This is a genomic window from Rhodococcus sp. Leaf278 (assembly GCF_001426085.1).
In the GTDB taxonomy this organism is placed as follows: Bacteria; Actinomycetota; Actinomycetes; order Mycobacteriales; family Mycobacteriaceae; genus Rhodococcoides.
This window is the reverse complement of the sequence record NZ_LMRR01000044.1, coordinates 118838-143042: the sequence shown is the minus strand read 5'-3', so window position 1 is coordinate 143042 and position 24205 is coordinate 118838. Positions and strand designations below refer to the sequence as shown.

Below are 24205 nucleotides of genomic sequence, written 5' to 3'. Positions count from 1 at the left end.
AAGCCGTGTATCCGAACAACGACTGGAGCCGAGAAGTTGACCAGCGAAGCCGCCCCGCACCTGCATCCCGTCCCGACCACCGGCTCCGACTCCCAGCCGGCCGTCGATGCCGCCCTCGCCGATCTGTCCGAGGGTGAGAAGAACTGGGGACAGCTCACCCTCGCCGATCGGCGGGCACTGCTCGAACGCATGCATGCGCTGACGTCCACACACGCCCAGGAATGGGTGACAGCAGCCTCGTCGATCAAGGGTCTCGACAGCTCGTCCAGCCTCGTCGGCGAGGAATGGCTGTCCGGCCCCTACTCGTTCCTCGGTGCGCTCGGCGCGCTCACCCACACACTCACCGCTCTGGAAGCCGGCACCAGCCCGCTGGCCGAGGTGAAGTTCGGGACGGCACCCGGCGGTCGGACGACGGTGTCGGTGCTGCCGCTCAACATCTTCGACCGCCTGCTGCTCAACGGGTTCACCGGCGAGGTGTGGCTCAAGCCCGGAATCGATCGTGCCACCGCACAGCGCACCGCGGGGCTCGCCCAACTCGATCCCGCCCACACCGCGGGCATCGGAGTGGTACTCGGCGCAGGCAACATCACCTCGATCGCGCCGCTCGACGCTCTCTACGAATTGCTGGCGTTCAATCGGGTGGTCGCACTCAAGCTGAACCCCATCATGGATCCGCTGCTGCCGGTGTTCCAGAAGGTGCTGGCACCCCTCGTCGACATCGGCGCGCTGCGCCTGCTCACCGGCGGAGCCGATGTGGGCACATACCTGGTCCGGCACTTGTCCGTCGACCACGTGCACATGACCGGAAGTTCCCTCACACACGACGCGATCGTGTTCGGCACGGGCAACGACGGAGCCGCCCGCAAAGCCGCGAACGACCCGATTCTCACCAAGGAGATCTCCAGCGAACTCGGCGGCGTCTCGCCCACCATCGTGCTGCCGGGCGAGTGGAGCCGCGCCGACATCTTGTTCCAGGCCGAACACGTTGCCACCCAACGCCTGCACAACAGTGGCTACAACTGTGTCGCATCACAGGTCGTCGTGCTCTCCTCCGAATGGAAGCAGCGCGACGAATTCATCGCCGCACTGCGCACCGCACTCGACCGTGCACCGGCACGAACTCCCTACTACCCCGGCAGCGACAGGAGGGTGGCCGACGCCACCGCAACCTACCCGGCCGCCGAACGACTGGGCGACGGTGGTGGCCGCGTGCTCATCACCGACCTGAACCCCGGCGAATACGCACCCCTGCTGCAAACCGAGTACTTCGCTCCGGTCATGGGTGTCATCGAATTGCCCTACAGCGGTGCCGCATTCGCCGCCAAAGCCGTCCAGGCCGCGAACGAGGAATTCACCGGCACTCTCGGCATCAACATCATCGGCTCCCCCGCCACGATCAAGGGACTCGGCGAGAAGTTCGACACCATGCTCGCCGAACTGCGCTACGGCACCATCGCCGTGAACGCCTGGACAGCGCTCGGATTCCTCACTGCGTCGGCCACCTGGGGTGCGTACCCCGGGCACACCGTCGACGACGTGCAGAGCGGAATCGGCATCGTGCACAACGCATTGCTGATCGACGGTGCCGAGCGAACAGTGGTGCGCGGCCCGTTCCGTCCCCTGTCGCGTTCGCTGATCAACGGCGAACTCTCCATCTCCCCGAAGCCACCATGGTTCGTCACCAACAAGACCGCAGCATCGACCGGCAAGTTGCTCACCGCATTCGCAGGTGCGCCGTCCTGGTCCAAACTGCCTGCGATATTCGCCTCCGCCCTGCGCGGCTGACACCCCTGCGCCCGCACCGACTTCAAGGACAAAGATGAGCTCACAGCACAAGACTGCCGACTACATCGTGGTGGGCGCAGGTTCCGCCGGCGCAGTGGTGGCCAATCGCCTCAGCGCTGACCCACGCAACGAGGTGATCCTGCTCGAAGCAGGCCCCGAGGACAAGAACAAGTTCGCCCACATCCCGGCTGCGTTCTCCAAACTCTTTCGTAGCGAGGTCGATTGGGATTACCTGACCGAACCGCAGCCGGAGCTCCGAGATCGCAGCATCTACTGGCCGCGCGGCAAGATGCTCGGCGGATCGTCGTCGATGAACGCCATGATGTGGGTGCGCGGATTCGCCGCCGACTACGACGATTGGGCGGCGGTGTCCGACGACTCGTGGTCGTTTCGCAACCTGGTCGGATACTTCCGCAAGATCGAGAACATCGAGGGCACAACAGCACTCGACGCGGGCACCGACGGCCCACTCATCGTCTCGCACCAGCGCAGCCCCCGCGACCTGACGTCGTCGTTCCTCGACGGCGTCGAAGAAGCGGGCTATCCGCTGGAAACCGCCAACCTGCCCGAGCCCAAGGGCTTCACCCGCACGATGGTCAACCAGAAGCGCGGAGCACGGTGGAGCACCGCGGATGGATACCTGCGACCGGCGAAGAAGCGCAAGAACTTCACCATCCTCACCGAAGCACACGCCACTCGCGTCCTCTTCGAGGGCACCGCGGCCGTGGGCGTCGAATACATCTCCGGCGGCGAGACACACACCGTGCGCGCACACAAGGAAGTGATCCTCTCCGGTGGAGCGATCAACACCCCACAGCTGCTCATGCTCTCGGGCATCGGCGACCAGGAACAACTGAAATCGCACGGCATCACCGTTCAGCACCACTCACCGGGCGTCGGACAAAACCTCCTCGACCACCTGGCCGCACTCATCGGATGGAAAACCGAACGAGACTCCCTCTTCCACGCCGAGAAGATTCCCGAGCTGGTCAACTACCTCACGCGGCGACGCGGCATGCTCACCTCCAACGTCGCCGAGGCGTACGGATTCATCAAGAGCCGAGAAGACCTCGCCCTGCCCGACGTCGAACTCATCTTCGGACCGGCACCGTTCTTCGACGAGGGACTCGTCGGCCAGGATTCACACGCCGCCGTCATCGGCGCGGTACTCGTCAAGCCCGAGAGCCACGGCGAGATCACCCTCCGCTCCGCCGACCCCTTGGCCAAGCCCATCGTGGAGCCGCGCTATCTCAGCGACCCCGGCGGACTCGACCGCCGCGCCATGATCGAAGGGCTACGGGCCTGCGTCTCGATCGCCGAAACCCCCTCGATGAAGGGCGAACTCGGTGACATCATCCGCCCCAGGGTGGCGTCGAACATCTCCCCGGCGGATCTGCTCACCGAGGCGCTCGAGCAGAATGCGCACACTCTGTACCACCCCGTGGGCACCGCCCGGATGGGCAACGACGCGGGCAGCGTCGTCGATTCCGAGCTCCGAGTGCGGGGAGTAGACCGCCTTCGCGTGGCCGATGCATCGATCATGCCGAGCATCATCCGCGGACACACCCATGCACCGTCGGTGGTGATCGGAGAACGGGCTGCGGATTTGATTCTTCGTTGACCCTCAGGTGACTCTCAGGATGCTTTCCGTTTGGCAGTCCGGTTTGTCGGGTAACAGGTTGTCACGCTCCCACCAGGGATCGAGATGGAACCCATCCGCTCGGCAAGCAGCGCCGAATGACCCACAACGCTCGAGAGACGAGCACGGAAGGTTGACCGACATGTTCACTGTTCGTAAAGCTTTGGCCGCCACCGCAATCGGTGCAATGACAATTGTCCCGCTTGCCGCATGCTCCAGTGACGACGCCTCCAGCGCCGTCGACGAAGCCACGTCGTCCGCAGCGTCCGCCATGGAGACCACCGAGAGCACCCCCGAGCCTGCCGCCGCAGTCGACAACCTCACCGGTGTCGACACCGCAGTCGCTCTCGATCCCGGCTTCACCGGCGCACTGACCACCCTGGGCCTCACGCCCGGAGTTGTCGGAACCGCCACTCTCGCAGACGGTTCCATCCGCTTCCCGATCACCGGCGGAGACGTCAAGTACTGGGAGCCCGGCACGGTCGACCCCTACGTCCAGGGCGAGATCAATCACGACGGCAGCGGCCTCTCGCTGACCGCCGGTGACACCGTTGTCGAGCTCGTCAACTTCGACATCGATCCCGGCACCTCGCTTCTCACCGGTGACGTCATGGTCAACGGCGAAGAAGCTGCCGCAGACGCGGTCCTGTTCGACCTCGACGGACGCACCCTGCAGCCGCTGGCAACCGGACCCAACAACACCGCAATCCTGCAGGGCACCCAGGTGAAGATCTCGGAGACCGCTGCCGGACTGCTGAACAGCACCTTCAACACCGATGCTGTCACCGCCGGACTGCTCGTGGGCGTTGCAACCATCACCATCAACACCGCCTCGTAACAGTTTTCTGACCCCGTGCGCGGGAGCTACCGAGCAACACCGGTGGCTCCCGCGCACGGGTGTTTGTATCGCACGGTCAGGAGCCTCGGATGAGAGCGTTCACGAAAATCTACGGTGGACATCCACTGCACGCAGTCGGCCTGTTGCTGTCGTTCGTACTCGTCGGCTACGTCGTTGCGATCGCAGGTCCGCAGACGCTGTGGAACAGCGACGTGTGGTGGAAGTCGATCGTCGTGTGGTTCTTCGGTTCGGTACTACTGCACGACGCCGTGCTCTATCCCCTCTACTCGCTGGCCGACCGACTTCTGACCGGATCGACGCGCCGCCACTGGACGCTGTCTCCCGTCAATTACGTTCGCATTCCCGCACTCGGAGCCGGGCTGACGTTTCTCTTGTTCTTTCCCGGGATACTCACGCAGGGTGCGGAGTCGTATCGCGCCGCAACCGGTTTGACGCAGGAGCCCTTTCTCGGACGTTGGCTCGTACTCACCACCGCGTTGTTCACCGTGAGCGCAGCCGCTTACTTCATTCGATTGATCCTCGTACGGAGCCGAGCATGAGCGTCACCGCAGATACACTCTTTCACCGCGCAGCAGCCGGATTGCCCTGTTGGATAGGCGATTCCGACGGCTCCCGGGAGCGGCTGCCCACTGCCCGCTGGATGGGCGGGGATGCCTCGTCCGCGGAGGATCGTCGCGCCGATCACGCAATGATCAGCCGATGTACCGGACCCACCCTCGACCTCGGCTGCGGACCCGGTCGCCTCACCGAGGCACTGGCCCGTCGAGGAGTGTCGGCCCTCGGCGTCGACACCTCCAGAGCAGCCGTCGACCTGACCATCGGTCGTGGCGGCAACGCCGTTCTGAAAGACATCTTCGAGCCACTGCCCGACACCGGCCAGTGGTCCTGTGTACTGCTCGCGGACGGAAACATCGGCATCGGCGGCGACCCTGTTCGACTGCTGCGCCGCGCTGCCGATCTGCTGGCACCGCACGGAGCCGTGATCGCCGAGGTGGATGCACCCAGCGACTATGGAATTCGGCACCGCACCGTGCGCTGGGAAACCGACACGATGGTGGGAGACTGGTTCGCGTGGTCCAGTGTCAGCGCCGACGCCACCGCCGATCTCGCGCGTGCAGCAGGCCTTCAGGTTATCGACGTGGCACCGATCGACGGGCGCTGGTTCGCCCAGATGACGCCTGCGCCGCTCACCAATTGGTGAACAGCAGATGATTGATCGCCAACGCGCCGATCACCTGCAGTGCCAACCAGAACCGATGCGAACGGATCGGCAACACCGCCGGCGCAATGAGCATCCACATTGCGAACGGCAACCAGATTCGCTCGGTCTCGGCCTTGCTCAACTGACTCAGATCTGCCATCACCACCGCCGCCACGCCACCGATCACCAGCAGGTTGATCGGCTGCACTCGCGTGAGTATCCGCGGAAACGCTGCTGGCACAGCCACACCCAGCGCGCAGAACAGCGCCGCGAAGTTCGCCCAACCCCAGTACTCGAACGGACGATCCTTGGCGATGCCCTGGTAGTAACGCTCCTGCACCAGCTCGTAACCGTCGTACCACCAGAATCCGTACGCCGTGAAGATGCCCGCGACGATCAACGCTCCGACCAGCGCGCCCACGAACGGCAGTATCTTTCGACCGGCAATCAGTACGGCCACCGCGGGCAAGCCCATCAGCACCAGCCCGTAGTTCAGGTAGATACCGAAACCGAGCAGCACTCCCGCACCGATCGACGCGGGCCACAGGTACCGCTTCGTGGAGATCGCCAGCAGCGCAATACCCCACGCCGCGACACCGGCATAGAATGCGTCCGCCGACACGGCGATCCAGATTGCCGCCGGGGCGATGGCCACGAACGGTGCAGCGCGCCTTGCCATGTTCTCGTCGCCCAGCATTTTGATCGTGACTACCACCGCGACCGCAGCGCTGGTTCCGACCAGCACACACAGCGTGGCCGCCCACGCCCCACCGCCGAGGCCGAGGCGATCGAGCCACACGAACGTCAACAACGCCCCCGGCGGGTGCCCCGAGACGTGCGTCGTCCACGAATCCGCCTGGTAGTCCAGGATTCTCTCGGAGAATCCGCGCAGAGTCTCGGGAATGTCGGTGATCCCCGGTACCTCGTGCAGGTACTCGTCCGTCGACGCCAGTCGGTCGACGAAGCCGCGCTTCCACCCGTCGACCATTGCCAACGACATCGTCCACGCTGCCGACGCGCTCCATACGACGAACAACAAGCGCGTCCAGGACAACCGGCGGGCCACCGTAGGGCCCCACAGCACGGTGGCCACGGCGATGAGTACGGCGAACGGGGTTCCCCAGCCGACGTGAATCTCACGGAACCCGAACAGCGGTGCCGCGTCCGCGAAATCGCGCACCTGCTGCGGCGTTCGGTTGATGATCGGAGTGACGAGTTCGTTTCCCAGATACGGCACGATGAACGCGACCACGACGAGCGCGACGGCGAGCACACCGGCGACGGCTTCTCTCCAGTAACGGATAGTGTTTTCTCCCTGCGGACCTCGAGACGAACACGACTTCCGAACAGCATATCGACCGATCGTGATGGAGGATGAACAGATGAACAAGGACGGGCAGGGACGGGCCGAGATCGCCGTCATCGGCGGTAGCGGCTTCTACTCGTTCTTCGCCGACGACGCCGAGGAGATCGTGCTCGATACGCCCTACGGACCGCCGAGCGCTCCGATCACGTTGGGCGAGGTGGAGGGTCGGCAGGTCGCATTCCTACCCCGGCACGGCAGGAAGCACGAATACTCCCCGCACACGTTGCCGTACCGCGCGAACATGTGGGCGCTCCGGATGCTCGGGGTGAGACGAGTGTTCGCGCCGTGCGCCGTCGGATCGTTGGTGGCCGAGTACGGTCCCGGCACCGTGGTGATCCCCGATCAGCTCGTCGATCGAACGTCCGGGCGTACGCAGACCTATTTCGACGAGGGCGGAATCCACGTCGAGTTCGCGGACCCCTATTGCGGGGAGTTACGCAGGGCGGCCGTCCAGGACACCGCGATCGACGGCGGAGTCATGGTGGTGGTCGAGGGTCCGCGCTTCTCCACTCGCGCGGAGAGTCAGTGGTTCGCCCGTCAGGGTTGGACACTGGTGAACATGACCGGTCATCCCGAGGCCGTTCTCGCGCGTGAGCTCGAACTCTGTTATGCACCGATAGCATTGGTGACCGACCTCGATGCCGGCATCGAATCCGGTCAGGGAGTCAAGGCGGTGGACGTGTTCGCAGAATTCCAGAAGAACATCGAGCCGCTCAAGACGCTGGTCCGCTCCGCGGTACGGGACGCACCCACGGGCGAGTGCTCCGATTGCCGAGTCCACGCCGGAGTAACCCTGCCGATCGAGCTGCCATGACACGCGTACTCCTTACCGGCGCAGCCGGTTTCATCGGCGGCCACATCCTCGACGCCGCCCGTGTCGCTGACCTGGACGTGGTGGCCGTCGACGCGATGCTCGCATCGGCTCACGGCCCCGGCGCGCGTGCCGACGGGATCGCCGACCTCGACGTACGAGACAAGGACGCACTCGTCGAGACCCTCCGCGGGGTGGACGTGGTGTGCCATCAGGCAGCCGTCGTCGGAGCGGGCGTCGACGCCGCAGATGCCCCGGCCTACGCGAGCCACAACGACTACGGGACGGCCGTCCTGCTCGCGGCCATGTACGAGGCGGGGTGCACCCGACTGGTTCTCGCCTCGTCGATGGTCGTCTACGGCGAGGGACGCTACCTCAATTCGTCGGGCGAAACCGTCGTTCCGCCTCCCCGCACCCGAGCCGACCTCGACGCAGGCCTGTTCGACAACCGCGATCCACAGTCCGGTGAGCCACTCGATTGGCTTCTGGTCGAGGAGGATTCGAGGCTCGAACCCAGGAGCACCTACGCCGCCAGCAAGCTTGCTCAGGAGAACTACGCCTCCGCCTGGGCAATCGCCACCGGCGGATCGGTGGTAGCGCTGCGCTACCACAACGTGTACGGCCCGCACATGCCGCGTAACACGCCGTATTCCGGTGTGGCAGCGATGTTTCGATCGTCGCTCGAACGAGGGCAGGCTCCGACGGTCTACGAGGACGGCAAGCAGGCCCGTGATTTCGTCCACGTGCACGACGTAGCGGCGGCCAACATCGCGTCGATCTCCGCCGCGCTGGACGGCTTCACCGCGCTCAACGTGTGTTCGGGACAACCGATCACCATCGGTGAGGTCGCCGGTATTCTCGCCGACGCACGTGGCGGTCCGACACCCGAAATCACCGGACAGTACCGAGCCGGCGACGTTCGGCACATCGTCGCCAGTTCCGAACTCGCCGAACGGACTCTGGGATTCCGCGCGAAGGTCATGCCCCGCGAGGGCCTCACCGCATTCGCCGACGCACCGTTGCGCGACGCCGAGGGTACGGGGCCACCTCGTGTCTGACCCGGGCTCGGTCACCGTCGTCGTTCCCTGCATGAACGAGGCCGAATCGCTTCCTGCAGTGCTGGATTCGATGCCGGCGGGGTATCGGACGATAGTGGTGGACAACAACTCCACCGACAACACCGCCGCCGTCGCTGCGGCCCACGGAGCCACCGTGGTGTCGGAGTCCGTGCCCGGATACGGTGCAGCCGTGCACGCCGGCGTCCTCGCCGCCGACACCGAGATCGTCTGCGTCCTCGACGGAGACGGTTCGATGGACCCGGGTGATCTGCCGACCCTCGTGGCCGCATTGGATCACGCCGATCTCGCCGTCGGCCGTCGACGACCGGCCAAGGGAAGCTCACCGCTGCACGCCAGAATCGGCAATGCCGTTCTGTCCCTTCGACTCCGGACCAAGTACAAGCTTCCGGTCCACGATCTCGGTGCCATCCGCGCGGTCCGCCGCCAGGCCCTGCTCGACCTCGACGTCACCGACCGCCGCTCCGGCTACCCGCTGCAACTGCTCGTGTTGGCGGCCCAGGCCGGGTGGACCGTTGCCGAACACGACGTGGACTACCGCCCGAGAACCGCCGGTACATCCAAGGTTTCGGGCTCCGTCAAGGGAACGATCGTCGCCGTACGAGATTTCTGGAAGGTCCTTTCGTGATCGTCACCGCTCTCGTTGTTGCCAAAGCTCCCGTACCCGGCCTGGCCAAGACGCGCCTTGCCGCCACGATCGGGGATGCTGCTGCGGCCGAGCTGGCCGCAGCCTCGCTACTGGACACCCTCGATGCCGTCGCCGCGTCCGACGTCGACCACCGCGTCGTAGCTCTCACCGGCACCCTTGCCGACGCGGCTCGCGCGGACGAACTGATTCGTGCTCTGGCGTCGTTCACGGTCATCACGCAACGCGGCGATTTACTGGGGGAACGGCTGGCGAATGCACACGCCGACGCGGCCACCGACGGAGCCGTACTGCAGATCGGTATGGACACACCCCAGGTGACCGCACAGATACTGTCCGACGCAGCCGCGCGGCTCGTCGATGGCGACGTGCTCGGCACCGCCGAGGACGGCGGCTGGTGGGTGCTGGGCCTGCGTGACCCCGCCATGGCACGAGCCCTGCTCGACGTGCCCATGTCGGCACCGTCGACGGGCGTCGATACACACGCGGCATTGTCGGCCGCGGGGGCATCGCTGACAATGCTCGAGGAATTACGGGACGTCGATTTCGAGTCCGATCTGGACCCGGTATCGCGCAGGTGCGGACCGGTTAGTCGATTCCGCATTGCCGTCGACCGAATTCGATCGAAACGGGATATCTAGTACGTTACGTTGGGTTTGTTTCGCTCGAATCGAATGACACTCGGGAATCTCCACATCTGTTGTGGAGCAGCGCGTTCGATATGTCCTGATTGTCGAACCGGCGACGACCAATATCGAATCGCAACAAAGCCGAATCACCGTTTCTCCGCGATTTCACAGACACGGGTGCTAGAAAGTGTGTCATGACCGGGTTGTGGATAGTCGTCACCGTATGGATGGTGTGCGCGGTAGTTGTCGCCACCGTCCTCGGTCGCGTCGCACGCCGGGGCGATTCCGAAGAATTGGGCTCAACTCTCGAATGGGACATCGACACCCTCGATCACCAAGTCCGCAACGACAACTGACAGATTTCAGTCGACCTGTTCGACGATCTCGGTGAGAATGCCGGCCGCGGCGGCCAACGTCTCCCGCTCCTGAGCCGTCAGGTTCTCCAACTGCTCGGCCAGTGCGATTTCCCGAGACGCAACCTCTTCGCGCGCGGCAGCGGTCCCGGTCTCGGTCAGCTGCAGAACAACTTGCCTACCGTCCGTCGGGTGCGGTGCCCGAGAAATCAGACCCGACTCCACCAAGGTATGCGAGGACCTCGACACCGACGGTGGCTTGATTCGCTCCCGCGCCGCCAATTCACCCGTCGTCATCGGCCCCTCGCGCAGCAGAGTCGTCAGAATCGACAGCTGAGCGACGGGCAATCTGTCGCTGGAATGGCGTAGACGCAGCCTCCGATTCAGCCGCATCGCACTGACGGACAAATCCCTGGCCAGCCCGGAATCGGGTAGATCACTCACGATGTCCAGATTACGACATCGAGGTCTAATCGCCCGAATACCCCGAAACAGCGGATCAGTCGATGTATTACCCCCACGAACAAACCGCTGATATGGTTCCTGACGTTATCGGGGTGTGGAATCGAAATCGGGGGAACGTCTTGAGTCGCGTAGGTTCCAGAGCATTGACCGTCGCTACACTGACCATGGCGGCTTCGCTGCTGGTCACCGGCCCCAATGCCCTTGCGAATCCCAATGCGGTCAATCCCATAGCGGGGCTCAACGGCACATTCGGGCTGCCGCAGCTGCACGGCCGAGCCCAGGCCGTCGCCCAGGTGACCGGCATGTCGAGCCCCAACAACACCCAGAACGTCAACATGATCGGCACCGATCTCGGCATCATGTGGGACAACGGCCGCGGTGAGGTGCTGACGGCATTCGGCGACACCGCCGGACTCGGCATACCCAACCTGTTGCAGGGCAGCCTGTGGTCGTGGCGTAGCAATGCCATCATTCGTAGCGCCGACCGCAACCTCGCCGACGGCATGAACTTCGACAGCATCGTGCGCGATCCTCTGGGTCAGACGAAAGAGGTCGTACCCAGCCCCAAGATCCCGTTCGTCGAGATCAGTCGAATCCCGACGGCAGGCGTGGCCGTCGGCGACACTCAGTATCTGAACCTGATGTCGGTGAAGAACTGGGGTCCGGCCGGAACCTGGGAGACCAACTTCTCCGGACTGGCAGTCTCGAACGACAACGGGGAGAACTGGGCACCGCTGCCGGAGACCCAGCGTCCCAGCGTCGGCGGCGACCGCAACTTCCAGCAGAGCGCGTACCTGAAGGACGGCGGTTACCTCTACCAATACGGCACCCCGCCCGGCCGGTTCAACCTCGGTCACGTTGCCCGGGTCAAAGAGCAGGACATCGCGAAGCTGGGCGAATACGAGTACTGGACCGGCCAGGACTGGAAGAAGGGCGACCCGGCCGCGGCGGCACCCATCGTCGGCGGGGTGGGAGAACTCTCCGTCGCGTACAACGCCACTCTCGGGCAGTACCTGATGATGACGACCGACAATGCCAACTCGATCGTGCTGCGTCGCTCACCGTCGCCGGTCGGTCCGTGGAGCCCACCGGAGGTTCTGGTCGACACTCGCGAGGTCAGCTCGATCTACGCGCCGTACATCCACCCGTTCTCGACGGGACGAGACCTGTACTTCCTGGCGACCGTCTACCAGAACTACAACGTTCTGCTGCTGCGCGCCACGTTGTAGTTACCCCCACTAGGCTGCCGCAGGTGGACGCCGCAGAGTGGGATCGCAAGTACGACCGCCGAGAACTCGTGTACGGCGAGGCACCGAATGCAACGTTGGTCGAGCTCGCGACCACGCTGAAACGTGGTCGCGCACTGGATCTCGCGTCGGGCCAGGGTCGAAACGCCATCTGGTTGGCAACCCGCGGCTGGACCGTCGATGCCGTCGACTTCTCTTCTGTGGCCTTGACACGGGCCAATGATGTGGCAGCCTCTGCACCCAAGTCGGTGCGCAAACGCCTGACCTGGGTACGTGCCGATGTGACGCATTTGTCACCCTCGCCGAACTATGACCTGGTTCTCATGTTTTACCTTCATCTGCCGCCGGAGGAGCGACGCCGAGCCGTGTCGACCGCAGTTTCAGCGCTGAAACCTGATGGAATCCTCATGATTCTGGGACACCACTCTGCGAACATCGAGCACGGCGTCGGGGGCCCACAGGAACCCGAAATCCTCTACACACCAGAGGATTTGGTGTCCGACATCGACTCCCGCCTGACCATCGTGACGGCCGAGAATCGGTATCGAGACGTGAGCGACGGCACTGCGATCGATGCACTACTACTGGCGAGTAGGTCTGCCCTTGGCAGCGACGCGGATCGGGGGTAGCATCCCTTAAGTTACCGACGAGTAGCTAACTTGGGCGGTACTCACGAGACCGCACCACCGACTGGAGAGCGAACGAGCAATGGGCCATTACAAGAGCAACCTCCGGGACCTCGAATTCAATCTCTTCGAGATGTTCGGACTCGACGAGACACTCGAAGGCGACAACTTCGGCGACATGGACGGTGAAGTAGCCCGTGACATGCTGCGCGAGGTAGTACGCCTGGCCGAGGGCCCGCTGGCCGAGTCCTTCGCGGACGCCGACCGCAACCCCCCGGTCTTCGACCCGGACACCCACAGCCTCAAGCTTCCCGAATCCTTCAAGAAGTCCTACAAGGCCCTCGCCGACGGTGAGTGGTGGCGCGTCGGCCTCGACGAGGAGATCGGCGGCATGCCTGCCCCGCGCAACCTCCTGTGGGGCATCAACGAGATGCTCCTCGGCTCGCAGCCCGCAGCCTTCATGTACTCCGCAGGCCCCGGCTTCGCGAACATCCTGTTCCACAACGGAACCGACGAGCAGAAGGAATGGGCCAAGGTCGCCGTCGAGCGCCAGTGGGGTGCCACGATGGTCCTCACCGAGCCCGACGCCGGATCCGACGTCGGTGCCGGACGCACCAAGGCGATCAAGCAGGACGACGGTTCCTGGCACATCGAGGGCGTCAAGCGCTTCATCACCTCGGCCGTCTCCGACGACCTGTTCGAGAACATCTTCCACCTCGTGCTCGCCCGCCCCGAAGGTGCCGGACCGGGCACCAAGGGTCTGAGCCTGTTCTTCGTACCGTCCGTCCTCTTCGACTTCGAGAAGGGCGAATTGGGCGAGCGCAACGGCGCATTCGTCACCGGCGTCGAGCACAAGATGGGCCTCAAGGCCTCCGCCACCTGTGAGCTCACCTTCGGTGGCCACGGCGTTCCCGCCAAGGGCTGGCTCGTCGGCGAGGTCCACAAGGGCATCGCGCAGATGTTCGACGTCATCGAGCACGCACGAATGATGGTCGGCACCAAGGCAATCGGCACCCTCTCCACCGGCTACCTCAATGCACTCGAGTACGCCAAGGAACGCGTCCAGGGAGCCGACCTGACGCAGATGACCGACAAGACCGCACCGCGCGTCACCATCACGCACCACCCCGACGTGCGTCGCAGCCTCATGATGCAGAAGGCGTACTCCGAGGGCCTGCGCGCGGTGTACCTGTACACCGCCGCACACCAGGATCCGATCACCGCCAAGCAGGTCTCGGACGCCGACGCCGACATCGCGTACCGCGTCAACGACCTCCTGCTGCCCATCGTCAAGGGCGTCGGCTCGGAAATCGCCTACCAGGTGCTGGCCGAATCGCTGCAGACCCTCGGAGGCTCCGGCTTCCTCCAGGACTACCCGCTCGAGCAGTACATCCGCGACGCCAAGATCGACTCGCTGTACGAGGGAACCACCGCCATCCAGGCGCAGGACTTCTTCTTCCGCAAGATCGCCCGCGACCGCGGCGTTGCGCTGGCTCACGTTGCCGGACAGATCAAGTCGTTCATCGACAGCGAAGCCGGTAACGGCCGACTCAAGGCCGAGCGCGCACTGCTCGCCACCGCGCTCGAAGACGTGCAGGCCATCGTCACCTCGATGACCCAGCACCTCATGGGCGCACAGGACCAGCCCACCGAGCTGTACAAGGTCGGCCTGGCATCGGTGCGTTTCCTGATGGGCTTCGGCGACCTGCTCATCGGCTGGCTGCTGCTGCGTCAGTCCGAAATTGCCATCACCGCACTCGACAACGGTGCAGAGGGCAAGGACAAGGCGTTCTACGAGGGCAAGATCGCAGTGGCCTCGTTCTTCGCCAAGAACATCCTGCCGCAGCTCACCTCGACGCGTGCAATCCTGACCAACATCGACAACGACATCATGGAACTGGACGAAGCAGCGTTCTGATCCACTGACATTGCAACGGCCGCACCTGTTCACGGGTGCGGCCGTTGTCGTGTGTGCGCTGGGTGGTGGTTCGGGCGAAGTGCGGTGACTGTCCACTATTTGCCGTCGACGACGGGATCCCGCCTCGCGAAGCGAATTGTGGACACTTAGCGCACCGCGGGAGGCAGGTGGAGCGGCAGCAACTACTGCTGAAGTTTGCGGAACTTGCTGCCATGGAACACGATTGGGTTCACTTCACTCTGCACGTCCAGGGAATGAATGCGCAGCAATACGATTGTGTGGTCGCCCGCGGGGATCTGCTGGTCGATGGTGGTGTCGAGCCACGCCGTTGCACCCACGATGAAGGCGGCACCCCCGTCGGTGACGGTGAGATCGAGGCCGGCGAATCGGTCGCCGGTTTTGGCCGCAAGCGTACGAACAGCATCGTTGTGCGCCTCACCGAGAACGCTGACGCCGATGTTGGGCGCCGCTTCGAGTTTGGGCCACGTCGTCGACGTGTTCTGCATGCACACGGCCACCAGGGGCGGATCGATGGATACCGAGACGAAGCTACTCGCCGCCAACCCCACCAGCACGCCGTCGATCTTCGCGGCGATTGCCACTACGCCACTGGGGAATTGCGCGTACGCCTCACGCAGAGTTTGCTGATCGAGGACGGTACGTGTGAGCGTCATGAGCGATGCTCCCTTTCGGTGGTCGAGTGCAGCGAAGCACCTGTGCAGTGCAACCCCCGCACGGACACAATCATTTCCAGCAGGTCCCTGCTACCAGCAAACACCCGATCGGGCGTCGACGCCACAGTCCGACTCGAGGTGATTCGAATCAGCTCGGGCGTCACTCATCCGGCTCCGGCGCGGGGTCGGGTCGAGGTGCCGGCGAAGGATCCGGCCGATCGGGCTGGACGCACTTCACGATCGGAATCGGGTCGTACTTCACCGTTCTGGTGTTGCGCGAAATCTCCCGGCCGGATGCGGCGTCGCTGATGATCCGTGTATCACTCGCGGTGAAGCCCGGTCCTCCACTGGACGCGACGCAGCCGGCACCGGCAGGCAGGGTCACGGTATCCGGCGAGGTGGGCCGAGTGCGCGGCCCGGTGATCGATTCGACGTCGACGGTCTTCGTTCCCCACAGCCGGACGGTGACGCTGGACGAATCGGCGAACGATTCGATGACCACGCCGGTGTCGTTGGGATTGGTGAACTTCAGGTCGATCGCACCCTCGAAGACCGTTGCTTCGCGGGCCTCCGGGTATCGGCTGATGTAGTAACTGTGCTCGGTGTGATCGGTGTCTTCCATGCCCGCGAAGTAGGACGCGTTGTACAGCGTCGTCGCGAACTGGCTGATGCCACCGCCCACTGCGCGATCCGGTCGACCGTTGTCGATGATCCCCGACTCGACGAAACCTTGCGCAGTTCCCCGTGGACCGGTATATCCGTTCAACGAGAACGTCTCTTTCGGCTTCACGAGCGCACCGTTGACGATGTCTGCAGTGAGCCCGATGTTGACGCCCGACGCGTACTCGAATCCGCCGGTGGTGTACTCCGCGATCACCTCTCGCACACCGAGATTCTGCGCATCCTCGGTGGTGAGTGCGGGCGGTGCCGGTTCGTAGATCGCCTCGGTGGTGCGAGGACCGTCCGCAGACAGCAGTGCGGGCAGTTGCTCGAGGGTCTTTCGCCACTCGACCAGCTCACCCATCACGCCGGGTACGACGGTCGGCGCACCTCCGGAGAACGTGAACGACGCGTCCTTCGGCGGTACCTCGGTGCGTACGAGTTGCGGAGCGAGAATGCCGGCGGCGGCATCGGTGTCGTAGATCGGAGTCAGCCCGCCCTGCCCGTCCGGATCGAAGCGCAGAACCTCGCCGACGCGGTCGGTCGGCAGCGTCGCGTCGACGTTCTGCCTGCCCGCGACGATCACCGGAGCCGACGTCGCGGGAACGGCAACGTCGGCGAGGGCTCGGTCGACCGCGTCCTGCGTAACCGAGACGGGGGTGGATTCGTAGGCCACTTCCGTTGTCCCCGAAGCCCATTCGGTCTGCAAGTTTCGACGTGTCCCGTCGGCATCCAACACCCGACCCTCCAGTGGTGCAACAGCAACAGGAGTGACACCCTCGAACACGACATCGCCCTCGACGGGAGCGCGATCGGTCTCGGCTCGGAGTCCGTCGATGGCGACGGCCAATGCCTGCTCGTCCGTGGTCGACACGACGCCGATCTCGCGGCTACCGAAGAACGACGTCAACCGAGTGATCGGATTGATGGGCTGGGATCCCGCGCGGTCCAGCGTCGCGTTCCAATCCACCCCGAGACCGGCAGCGACGGGAATGACGTCGACCTGCCGATCACCGACGTCGACCTGAACGGGTTGCTCGGCGCGGGGTCCGAGTTCGGCGCGCAGTGTCGCTTCGGCGTCGGAATGAGCCTTGCCGCCGACGTCGATGCCGGCAACGGTGACACCGCGAGGCACACGGTCACTCGAACTGAACCAATCCGCTGCATACAGCAGTGTGAGAACAGCGAATACCGCACCGGTGCCGATGGCAATCTTCCGCCACGGCGGCGTAGCGCCGGGCACATCGGTCGGCGCATCACTATCTGCCTGCGTACCAACGTCGCTGACAGGACCCGAGGGCGGTTCTGCAGGAGCATCGGACTGCTCGGCGGCCACCGGCCGATCGGTAACGACGGGCTGTGCCACGGTAGGAGATTCGTCCGCGACCGGCGTCTGTTGCGTGGTCGAGGCCGACGAATCGGACTCGACTGCGTCCGTCGGACCGGCAGATTCGACTGCCTCCGTGGTGGCGGATTCAGCGGTCGAGGCGTCGTCGCCAGAAGAGGTGTCGGTAACTTCGACATCGGAACCGGGCTCGGAAGCAGTCTGCTCGCCCCGATCGGCTTCGGAGCTGGGCTTCGATGGTTCGGCCCCGTTCCCAACCACTCCGAATGTCTCGGTGGGAGCGTCGTACGGCGGTACATCGGGGAGCTCGTCGCCCTTCGGCGCGTCGCCCGACCTACTCTTGCCCTCGCTCACGTTCGACCCTTCCAGGACCACCGTTCGATGAAAGTTCTACTTGTGGGCACCGAGTACCCCGCGCACGAGCTTACGCAAACCGAACGGCGACGCTCACTCGGCGATATTCGGTATCCGGACGGAAAAGGCTCCGCACTGCTGCCGGGTCGGGGGTCAGGCAGCAGCACGGAGCCACCTGGAATATATGCACTCTTCGACTGCTCGTTACACCGAGTAAAAAAATGTCTCGTCAATTCATTCGATTGAATGATCCGCGGGGCGTCGAACTGTCCCCTTGACCGACGGCACGGGTCCAGTGCCCCGTCCTGACCAGGGCGAGAGTAAGCAGAAGCCGATCTCGGGGATCGGTCAGATCGTGCCCGGTCAACTCCTCGATCCGTCGAACCCGATAGATCACCGTGTTTCGGTGGCAGTAGAGCGCCTTCGCGGCATTGGTCGGCGAACCGTCGGAGGCAAGCATGTGCGCCAAGGTGTCGAGCAGCGTTCCGCGGTGTGGCTCCGGATGCGTCCACAAGCTGCCGAGAGCGTGCCGCACGAGCAACTCCGACGATTGATGATCGGCAGCCATGATCACCCGAGGCAGACGCTCGGTCGCCAGCGCCACGCCGCTGCCCTCGGTGATGGTCTCGGCCGTCAGCGCCGCCAACCGGTACGCCGCCGCGAACGACGACACACCCTCGGGTGAATGCGCGACCCCGACCGGCCCCACAGCCTGCGCTGCGAGGGAATCGACGACAGAATTCCACGACCCGGTGGCGAGCGCGACGAGCGCGAATTGATGGCCGTCCCTGGTGTTCCAATGCGATACCGCGCCGATCTGATCTAACGCGTCCTCGGGTGCGGGCAACGGCGGAGATCCCTGATCGTCGAGTGGGCCGACGACGCACGCAATTTGCTGTGAAGCCGAAAGACCCAGTGTGGCACGAGTTTCGATGACGAATGCAGGATCGCCGCCACGGCCCGATCGAAGTCCGTCGAGAATCTCCAGGACGTTGGCGATGTCCCGCTGCTGCATTCGGGCACTCTCCTGCCGGTACGCCTCGACGAGAGTTTCGTACTGACTGTCCAGCGCACGCCACAACTGCTGACCCGCCACCAGCAGCAGATGCTCGTCGATGCTGGATCGGCATTGTTCTCGCTCGAGCATCAACTCTTCCCAGAGCGTTCGGCTCCCGAGCGTGTACGCCTTCAGTACCAACTCCATGGGAATACCTTGGCGAGCGCGCTCCCTCCCCGTGCGACGCCACACCTCGCGGGTGTTGTCGTTCGCGGCAGGCAGGCCGGACAGCGTGCGAAGACCCTGGCCGATGTGCTCACGGGTACTGCGCCTGATCTCGCCCGCGATGTCCGGAGCGGAGCTCGCCAGGTAGGCGGGTTCCTGCTCGATGAGTGCCAACGTGATGGAATCCGCGATCGTGTCGGCTCGCGGCGTCAACGCCGCCCACGCGCTGCGAATCTTCTCCTGATCGGAGGCCGTCACCGCCCCGCGGGCAGCGGATCGCGTCGATACGCGTCGAGCACCAGGAGCAACCACCCTGACAGTTTTGCGCACTGAGCCCACATCACAGGGCGATTTGACCGGTACTGGTGCCCAGCGACCCAAAAATTCTGTGCGCAGCGTCCATATCGCCCGTTGTGCGCGACGCCCCATAGTGAACGCAACAGATTGTGAGGTGCGTCACTTGAACTCTCTCGACACGATGGACCCGGTTCTCACCCTGAAGGACGTCGAAGTGTCGTTCGGCGGAATCGTCGCGCTCTCCGGAGTCAGCCTCGACGTCCGCCCCGGCGAAGTCCTCGGCGTCATCGGACCCAACGGGGCCGGCAAGACGACCTTGTTCAACGTTGCGTGCGGACTCGTACGCCCGCAATCGGGAACACTCGGCCGACACGGCAAGACGTTGCCCAGACTCCGACCGCACGACCTTCCCCGACTCGGCATGAGCAGAACCCTGCAGGGACTCGGATTGTTCGATCGAATGACCGTACTGGACAACGTCATGATCGGTGCCGACCGAACGGCTCGAACCGGAGTCCTGGCGGGACTCCTCGGGCTGCCGTCGAGCTCCTCCGACGACGCCGCGGTCCGCTCGGTCGCAATGGCCATGCTGCAGCGATTGCGAATCGACGACCACGCTCACCGATTGCCGCCGAGCCTGCCTTACGCGGTGCGCAAGAGAGTCGCACTCGCGCGTGCTCTCGTCAGCGAACCGACACTGCTGCTGCTCGACGAACCCGCCTCGGGCCTGTCCAGCGACGAAATGAGCGAGCTCGGTAAGGAGATCCGTTCTCTTGCAGCAGTACCCAAAGATTCCGAACCGGAAAGACCGGCAACGTCGGTCATGCTCGTCGAGCATCACATGGACCTCGTTATGAGTGTGTGCGACCGGATCTACGTACTCGATTTCGGCAAGGTCATCGCTCAGGGGACGCCCGATCAGATCCGCGAGGACCCCGCCGTGCTCGCTGCATACCTCGGAAACGAAGTGGCACATGACGACTGACGCGGCACACCTGAAGATCACCGACCTCACTGTGCGTTACGGGCCGGTCACCGCCCTCGATTCGGTGTCGATGACCGTCGCAGCCGGGGCGATCACCGCCGTGCTCGGTGCCAACGGAGCAGGAAAGACGACGTTGCTTCGCACTGTGTCCGGCCTCATCCGGCCGGTATCGGGACGCATCGAGCTCGCCGGTGTCGATGTTGTCGGCGTGGCACCGGATCGCATGTCCCGCAAAGGGCTCGCGCACGTCCCCGAGGGTCGTGGAGTGATCGCGGAACTCACCGTCGACGAAAATCTCCGACTCGGAGCGTTGGGACGCAACAGAAGTCACGACGCCGTCACCCTCGACCGAATCTACGAGATGTTTCCTCCCCTGACCGGCCGACGAACCTCGTCCGCGCACACCCTCTCCGGCGGAGAACGGCAGATGCTGGTGATCGGCCGAGCGCTGATGGCGACACCGTCGGTCCTGCTGCTCGACGAACCGTCTCTGGGGCTCGCACCGAAAGTCGTCGCCCAGATCTTCGAGACGCTCCGGGCACTCGTCGATTCCGAATCGATGACCGTCGTGCTCGTCGAACAGAACGCACGCAGCGCACTGTCGATTGCCGAACACGCCGTAGTCCTGGATCTGGGCAAGGTCGCGATGGAAGGCCCCGCCGACACCCTGGCCGGGGACGACGCCCTCCGACACGCCTATCTCGGGTTCTAGAGCCGAAAGGACTCCTGCCACAGTGCAACAACTGCTCACCATCCTCATCAACGGCGTGACGACCGGCATGATCTATGCCGCCTTCGCGCTCGCTCTGGTACTCATCTGGCGATCGACACGCATCGTCAACTTCGCCCAGGCTCCGATGGCCATGATCACCACCTACGTCGCACTCGTCGTTATCGACGCCGGGTACTCGTACTGGATCGGATTCGGAGTCGCACTCCTCAGCGGGCTACTGCTGGGGGCGTTGATCGAACGACTCGTCATCCGGTTCGTCGACAGCTCATCGCACATCAACCCGGTGATCCTGACGCTGGGACTGTTCATCATCATCCACGCGGTGGCAGCCATCATCTTCGGCAACCAATTCCGTTCCTTCCCAGCTCCGTTCGGCCTCACAGGCCAGCGGATCGGGGAGATCAACGTGGCGCTGACCGGCTACGACATCTTCAAGATCATCGCCGTCCTGGTGGTACTGGCGCTGCTCATCCTGCTGTTCCGCTTCACCGATCTGGGGCTGAAGATGCGGGCGAGCGCCTTCGAGCAGGAGGTTGCCAAGCTCCTGGGAGTACGCGTGAGCCGCATGCTCACCCTCGGTTGGGCGCTGGCGGCAGTCGTCGGATCACTGGCGGGTCTGCTCATCGCAGGAGGCTCGCTGGTGCATCCGGGCTACATGGACTCGATCGTCGTATTCGGTTTCGTCGCAGCAGTTCTCGGTGGCCTGGACAGCCCGGCGGGAGCGGTGGTCGGCGGCTTGCTGATGGGCATCGGACTCAGCTTCGTCAGCGGCTACCTCGGCCAGGATCTCGTGTCCAGCGCGGCATTGGTGATCCTGATCGTCGTACTTCTGGTCCGCCCGAGCGGATTGTTCGCCAGCGCAGCCGCCAGGAGGGTCTGACATGAACGCGACTATCACCCGCCTCACGGCAACGCCTGTTCGACGCCACTTCCTCTGTGCTGTCATCGGACTCGTCGTCATCGTGCTCGCACTCGAATCACTGAGCACCTTCCGCCAGAGCCAGCTCACCTCGGTCGCCTACCTGGCGATCGCGGCCGGTGGCCTGACCGTGCTGACCGGATTGAGCGGCCAGCTTTCCCTCGGACACGGCGCGTTCATGGCCGTCGGCGCCTACACCGCGGCACTGATGCTGCGCGCCAACGATTCAGGATGGTCGGTACCCCTGGTACTGCTCGCCGCCACCGTGATCTCGGCCGTGGTCGGTGTAGTGGTGGGAGTGGCCGCCGCCCGGTTGCACGGGCCGTACCTGGCCGGTGCCACGCTGGCACTCGCCGTCGCCGTCCCGGGTCTGGCCCTGTACTTCTCGGACTACCTCGGCGGCGAACAGGGCCTGGTCGTCCCGGCTCCGAAAGTGCCGGACCTGATCGATGACGCGATGTTCTTCGTCACCGGAAACGAGCTCAGCGGAACGAAATTCGTCGCCTATGTCAGTTGGATACTGCTCGTCATCGTGTTCTTCCTGTTGGCGAACGTCTCCGCGAGTCGGATCGGCCGCCGCTGGCGGGCCGTCCGGGACGACGAGGTCGCCGCGGAACTGGCCGGCATCGACCTCGGTCGCGCACGCATTCTGGCGTTCGTCGTCAGCGCGGCCTGCGCGGGCGCGGGTGGCGCTGTTCTGGCGATGTCGGCACGCATCGCGGCACCGAGCGGATTCACGCTGACCCTCTCACTGACGCTGCTCTCGGCCGTCGTCATCGGTGGGCTCGGAACTCTGTCCGGGGCCCTGATCGGAGCAATACTGCTGACCTACATCCCGCCGGTGGTCACCAACCTCGGTCTCGATCTGGGGCTGAGCAGTCTGCAATCCGCCGAACTCGCACCACTGGTGACCGGAATCTTCACCGTCCTGGTCATCCTGTTCGCCCCACTGGGTCTGGTGGGCACGTATCGAAGGTTGCGTTCAACCAGAAAAGAGATGAAATGAAGAAGTTCGGATCGGTGGCGGTCAGAACGACCGCACTCGTCGCCGTCGTCTCGTTGGCCGCAGCGTGCGGCGCAGGCGGTAGAGACGAGGCGACGGAATCCTCGGAAGGCTCGACGGTAGGTATCACCGACACCTCGGTGAAGATCGGTGCCCACTTTCCGTTGACCGGGGTCGCAGCACCCGGCTACAGCGAAATCCCCACGGGCGCGCAGGCGTACTTCGACTACGTCAACGCCGCGGGCGGCATCAACGGTAGGCAGATCGAGTACGTGGTTCGAGACGACTCGTACGATCCGACCACCACCACGCAGGTCGTCAACGAACTCGTCTTGCAGGACGAGGTGTTCGCCGTCGTGGGCGGACTCGGCACGGCAACCCACAGCGCAGTGATCGACTTTCTGAACGAGGAGGGTGTGCCGGATCTGTTCGTCTCCTCCGGCGCGATCATGTGGGGCAACGATCCGGAGAAGTACCCGAATACCTTCGGCTGGCAGCCCGATTACCAGGTCGAGGGCAAGATCATCGGTGACTGGGTGACGAAGAACCGGCCCGACGCCAAGGTCGGCCTGTTCCTCCAGGACGACGACCTCGGCAGAGACAGCGAGGAGGCGGTGCGCCAGTATCTCGACGATCAAATCGTCGAGGTCGTGCGCTACACCTCGGGCAATACCGACGTCGCACCTCAGATCGCAGCGCTGCAGGGTGCCGGAGCCGATCTGATTCTCGGCTTCAACGTGCCCTCGTACACCGCGCTCAGTCAGCTGACCGCCATGCGCCTCAACTACGACCCCGAGTGGTTCTACAGCTCGATCGGTTCCGACGTGGACCTCGTCGGCTCCCTGCTCGGACGCTTCTCCCAGGGTGCCGTCACCGACGGTGCGCAGTCGCTCGAAGGCATGATCTCGCTGGAGTACATCCCCGGCATCGACTCCCCGGAGAATCCGTGGACCCAACTCTGGCAGAAGGTCTGGGCCGAGAACGTAACCGGCGATCCACTGACCAACTACCGCATCTACGGTCTGAGCCAGGCATACGCATTCGTGCAGGCGCTGGAGGCAGCCGGCGAGAATCCCACTCGCGAGGGCATCGTCGCCGCCATTCAGGACGGCGGACAGGACTTCGAGGGCCCGCAACTCGCCCCGTTCCGGTACTCGGAAGAAAGTCACCTCGGAATCTCCGGTGCCAGTGTCTTCCAGATCCGCGGCGGAGTTCCCGAGTACCTGACTCCGGTGCTGCAGACGGACATCGGCGATTCGGCCGTCGAGGAATACACCGGTGAGGAATCGACCCCGCCGGAGAGTGGCATCCCCGGCTGATCGGACACGAAAAAGGGGCACGCGGTGGCGTGCCCCTTTTTTCCGTTGTGGTCGGCAGATCCGAAAACCCCTC

General features: G+C 64.2%; 23 protein-coding genes. 18 read left to right on the top strand and 5 right to left on the bottom strand.

Features of this window, described 5'->3' with window-relative positions; genetic code table 11:
- Positions 1-60 precede the first annotated feature (60 nt).
- From ASG84_RS25045 to ASG84_RS25025, 5 genes are all read left to right on the top strand, one after another.
- Positions 61-1785 (top strand): aldehyde dehydrogenase family protein, encoded by a 1725-nt coding sequence (locus ASG84_RS25045; RefSeq protein WP_057479739.1) that lies wholly within the window; start codon positions 61-63, stop codon positions 1783-1785.
- Between the two features lie 34 nt (positions 1786-1819).
- Positions 1820-3406, top strand: coding sequence for a GMC family oxidoreductase (locus tag ASG84_RS25040; RefSeq protein ID WP_057479657.1), 1587 nt, complete (start codon positions 1820-1822; stop codon positions 3404-3406).
- 160 nt (positions 3407-3566) lie between these two features.
- A complete protein-coding gene (locus ASG84_RS25035; protein ID WP_057479738.1) occupies positions 3567-4262 on the top strand; it encodes a hypothetical protein in 696 nt (231 codons plus the stop codon).
- Positions 4263-4351: 89 nt separating this feature from the next.
- Positions 4352-4822, top strand: coding sequence for a hypothetical protein (locus ASG84_RS25030; protein WP_057479656.1), 471 nt, complete (start codon positions 4352-4354; stop codon positions 4820-4822).
- Positions 4819-5484, top strand: a complete 666-nt coding sequence (locus tag ASG84_RS25025; protein WP_057479655.1) for a methyltransferase domain-containing protein — start codon at positions 4819-4821, stop codon at positions 5482-5484. Before ASG84_RS25030 ends, ASG84_RS25025 begins: the two co-directional genes overlap by 4 nt.
- On the opposite strand, the gene ASG84_RS25020 is transcribed toward ASG84_RS25025, so the two are convergent.
- Entirely contained in the window at positions 5471-6907 is a 1437-nt protein-coding gene (locus ASG84_RS25020; protein WP_442971037.1) for a hypothetical protein, read from the bottom strand. The genes ASG84_RS25025 and ASG84_RS25020 overlap by 14 nt on opposite strands.
- On the opposite strand from ASG84_RS25020, the gene ASG84_RS25015 reads away from it, so the two are divergent.
- The 5 genes from ASG84_RS25015 (at position 6867) to ASG84_RS28030 (ending at position 10368) form a co-directional block, all read left to right on the top strand.
- Positions 6867-7664: an S-methyl-5'-thioadenosine phosphorylase gene (locus ASG84_RS25015; protein ID WP_057479654.1), complete on the top strand. Its 798-nt coding sequence runs from the start codon at positions 6867-6869 to the stop codon at positions 7662-7664. The genes ASG84_RS25020 and ASG84_RS25015 overlap by 41 nt on opposite strands.
- Positions 7661-8719 carry an NAD-dependent epimerase/dehydratase family protein gene (locus tag ASG84_RS25010; RefSeq protein WP_057479653.1) on the top strand — a complete coding sequence of 353 codons (1059 nt, stop codon included), beginning with the start codon at positions 7661-7663 and terminating at the stop codon, positions 8717-8719. The genes ASG84_RS25015 and ASG84_RS25010 overlap by 4 nt, the downstream gene beginning before the upstream one ends.
- Positions 8712-9365 carry a glycosyltransferase family 2 protein gene (locus tag ASG84_RS25005; RefSeq protein ID WP_082521206.1) on the top strand — a complete coding sequence of 218 codons (654 nt, stop codon included), beginning with the start codon at positions 8712-8714 and terminating at the stop codon, positions 9363-9365. The genes ASG84_RS25010 and ASG84_RS25005 overlap by 8 nt, the downstream gene beginning before the upstream one ends.
- The gene (locus ASG84_RS25000) at positions 9362-10024 is read left to right on the top strand and encodes a TIGR04282 family arsenosugar biosynthesis glycosyltransferase (RefSeq protein WP_057479652.1); all 663 of its coding nucleotides are present in this window, start codon (positions 9362-9364) and stop codon (positions 10022-10024) included. The genes ASG84_RS25005 and ASG84_RS25000 overlap by 4 nt, the downstream gene beginning before the upstream one ends.
- 182 nt (positions 10025-10206) lie before the next feature.
- Positions 10207-10368, top strand: a complete 162-nt coding sequence (locus tag ASG84_RS28030; protein ID WP_200936680.1) for a hypothetical protein — start codon at positions 10207-10209, stop codon at positions 10366-10368.
- Between the two features lie 6 nt (positions 10369-10374).
- On the opposite strand, the gene ASG84_RS24995 is transcribed toward ASG84_RS28030, so the two are convergent.
- Positions 10375-10809 carry a MarR family winged helix-turn-helix transcriptional regulator gene (locus ASG84_RS24995; RefSeq protein WP_057479651.1) on the bottom strand — a complete coding sequence of 145 codons (435 nt, stop codon included), beginning with the start codon at positions 10807-10809 and terminating at the stop codon, positions 10375-10377.
- Between the two features lie 185 nt (positions 10810-10994).
- Between ASG84_RS24995 and ASG84_RS24990 the strand changes: the two genes are divergently transcribed.
- The 3 genes from ASG84_RS24990 (at position 10995) to ASG84_RS24980 (ending at position 14621) form a co-directional block, all read left to right on the top strand.
- A complete protein-coding gene (locus ASG84_RS24990; protein WP_235581838.1) occupies positions 10995-12059 on the top strand; it encodes a DUF4185 domain-containing protein in 1065 nt (354 codons plus the stop codon).
- A 23-nt stretch (positions 12060-12082) separates the two neighbouring features.
- Positions 12083-12706 carry a class I SAM-dependent methyltransferase gene (locus ASG84_RS24985; protein WP_057479649.1) on the top strand — a complete coding sequence of 208 codons (624 nt, stop codon included), beginning with the start codon at positions 12083-12085 and terminating at the stop codon, positions 12704-12706.
- A 79-nt stretch (positions 12707-12785) separates the two neighbouring features.
- On the top strand, positions 12786-14621 hold the full coding sequence (locus tag ASG84_RS24980) for an acyl-CoA dehydrogenase (RefSeq protein ID WP_057479648.1): 1836 nt from the start codon (positions 12786-12788) through the stop codon (positions 14619-14621).
- Positions 14622-14803: 182 nt separating this feature from the next.
- Here ASG84_RS24980 and ASG84_RS24975 read toward each other — a convergent pair whose 3' ends face one another.
- The 3 genes from ASG84_RS24975 to ASG84_RS24965 all read right to left on the bottom strand — a co-directional run bounded on the left by ASG84_RS24975 (position 14804) and on the right by ASG84_RS24965 (position 19188).
- Complete coding sequence (locus ASG84_RS24975) at positions 14804-15295, bottom strand: flavin reductase family protein (RefSeq protein ID WP_057479647.1); 492 nt, start codon at positions 15293-15295, stop codon at positions 14804-14806.
- Between the two features lie 160 nt (positions 15296-15455).
- Positions 15456-17654 carry a VanW family protein gene (locus ASG84_RS24970; protein WP_057479735.1) on the bottom strand — a complete coding sequence of 733 codons (2199 nt, stop codon included), beginning with the start codon at positions 17652-17654 and terminating at the stop codon, positions 15456-15458.
- Between the two features lie 229 nt (positions 17655-17883).
- Positions 17884-19188, bottom strand: coding sequence for a PucR family transcriptional regulator (locus ASG84_RS24965; protein ID WP_235581837.1), 1305 nt, complete (start codon positions 19186-19188; stop codon positions 17884-17886).
- Positions 19189-19336: 148 nt separating this feature from the next.
- On the opposite strand from ASG84_RS24965, the gene ASG84_RS24960 reads away from it, so the two are divergent.
- From ASG84_RS24960 to ASG84_RS24940, 5 genes are read left to right on the top strand one after another with little or no spacing between them, the layout of a single operon-like run.
- Entirely contained in the window at positions 19337-20158 is an 822-nt protein-coding gene (locus ASG84_RS24960) for an ABC transporter ATP-binding protein (protein ID WP_235581836.1), read from the top strand.
- Positions 20148-20870, top strand: coding sequence for an ABC transporter ATP-binding protein (locus tag ASG84_RS24955; protein WP_057479645.1), 723 nt, complete (start codon positions 20148-20150; stop codon positions 20868-20870). Before ASG84_RS24960 ends, ASG84_RS24955 begins: the two co-directional genes overlap by 11 nt.
- 22 nt (positions 20871-20892) lie before the next feature.
- Positions 20893-21771 (top strand): branched-chain amino acid ABC transporter permease, encoded by an 879-nt coding sequence (locus ASG84_RS24950; protein ID WP_032405283.1) that lies wholly within the window; start codon positions 20893-20895, stop codon positions 21769-21771.
- Position 21772: 1 nt separating this feature from the next.
- A complete protein-coding gene (locus ASG84_RS24945) occupies positions 21773-22816 on the top strand; it encodes a branched-chain amino acid ABC transporter permease (RefSeq protein ID WP_057479644.1) in 1044 nt (347 codons plus the stop codon).
- Positions 22813-24132 (top strand): ABC transporter substrate-binding protein, encoded by a 1320-nt coding sequence (locus ASG84_RS24940; RefSeq protein WP_057479643.1) that lies wholly within the window; start codon positions 22813-22815, stop codon positions 24130-24132. The genes ASG84_RS24945 and ASG84_RS24940 overlap by 4 nt, the downstream gene beginning before the upstream one ends.
- The last annotated feature ends 73 nt before the right edge of the window (positions 24133-24205 follow it).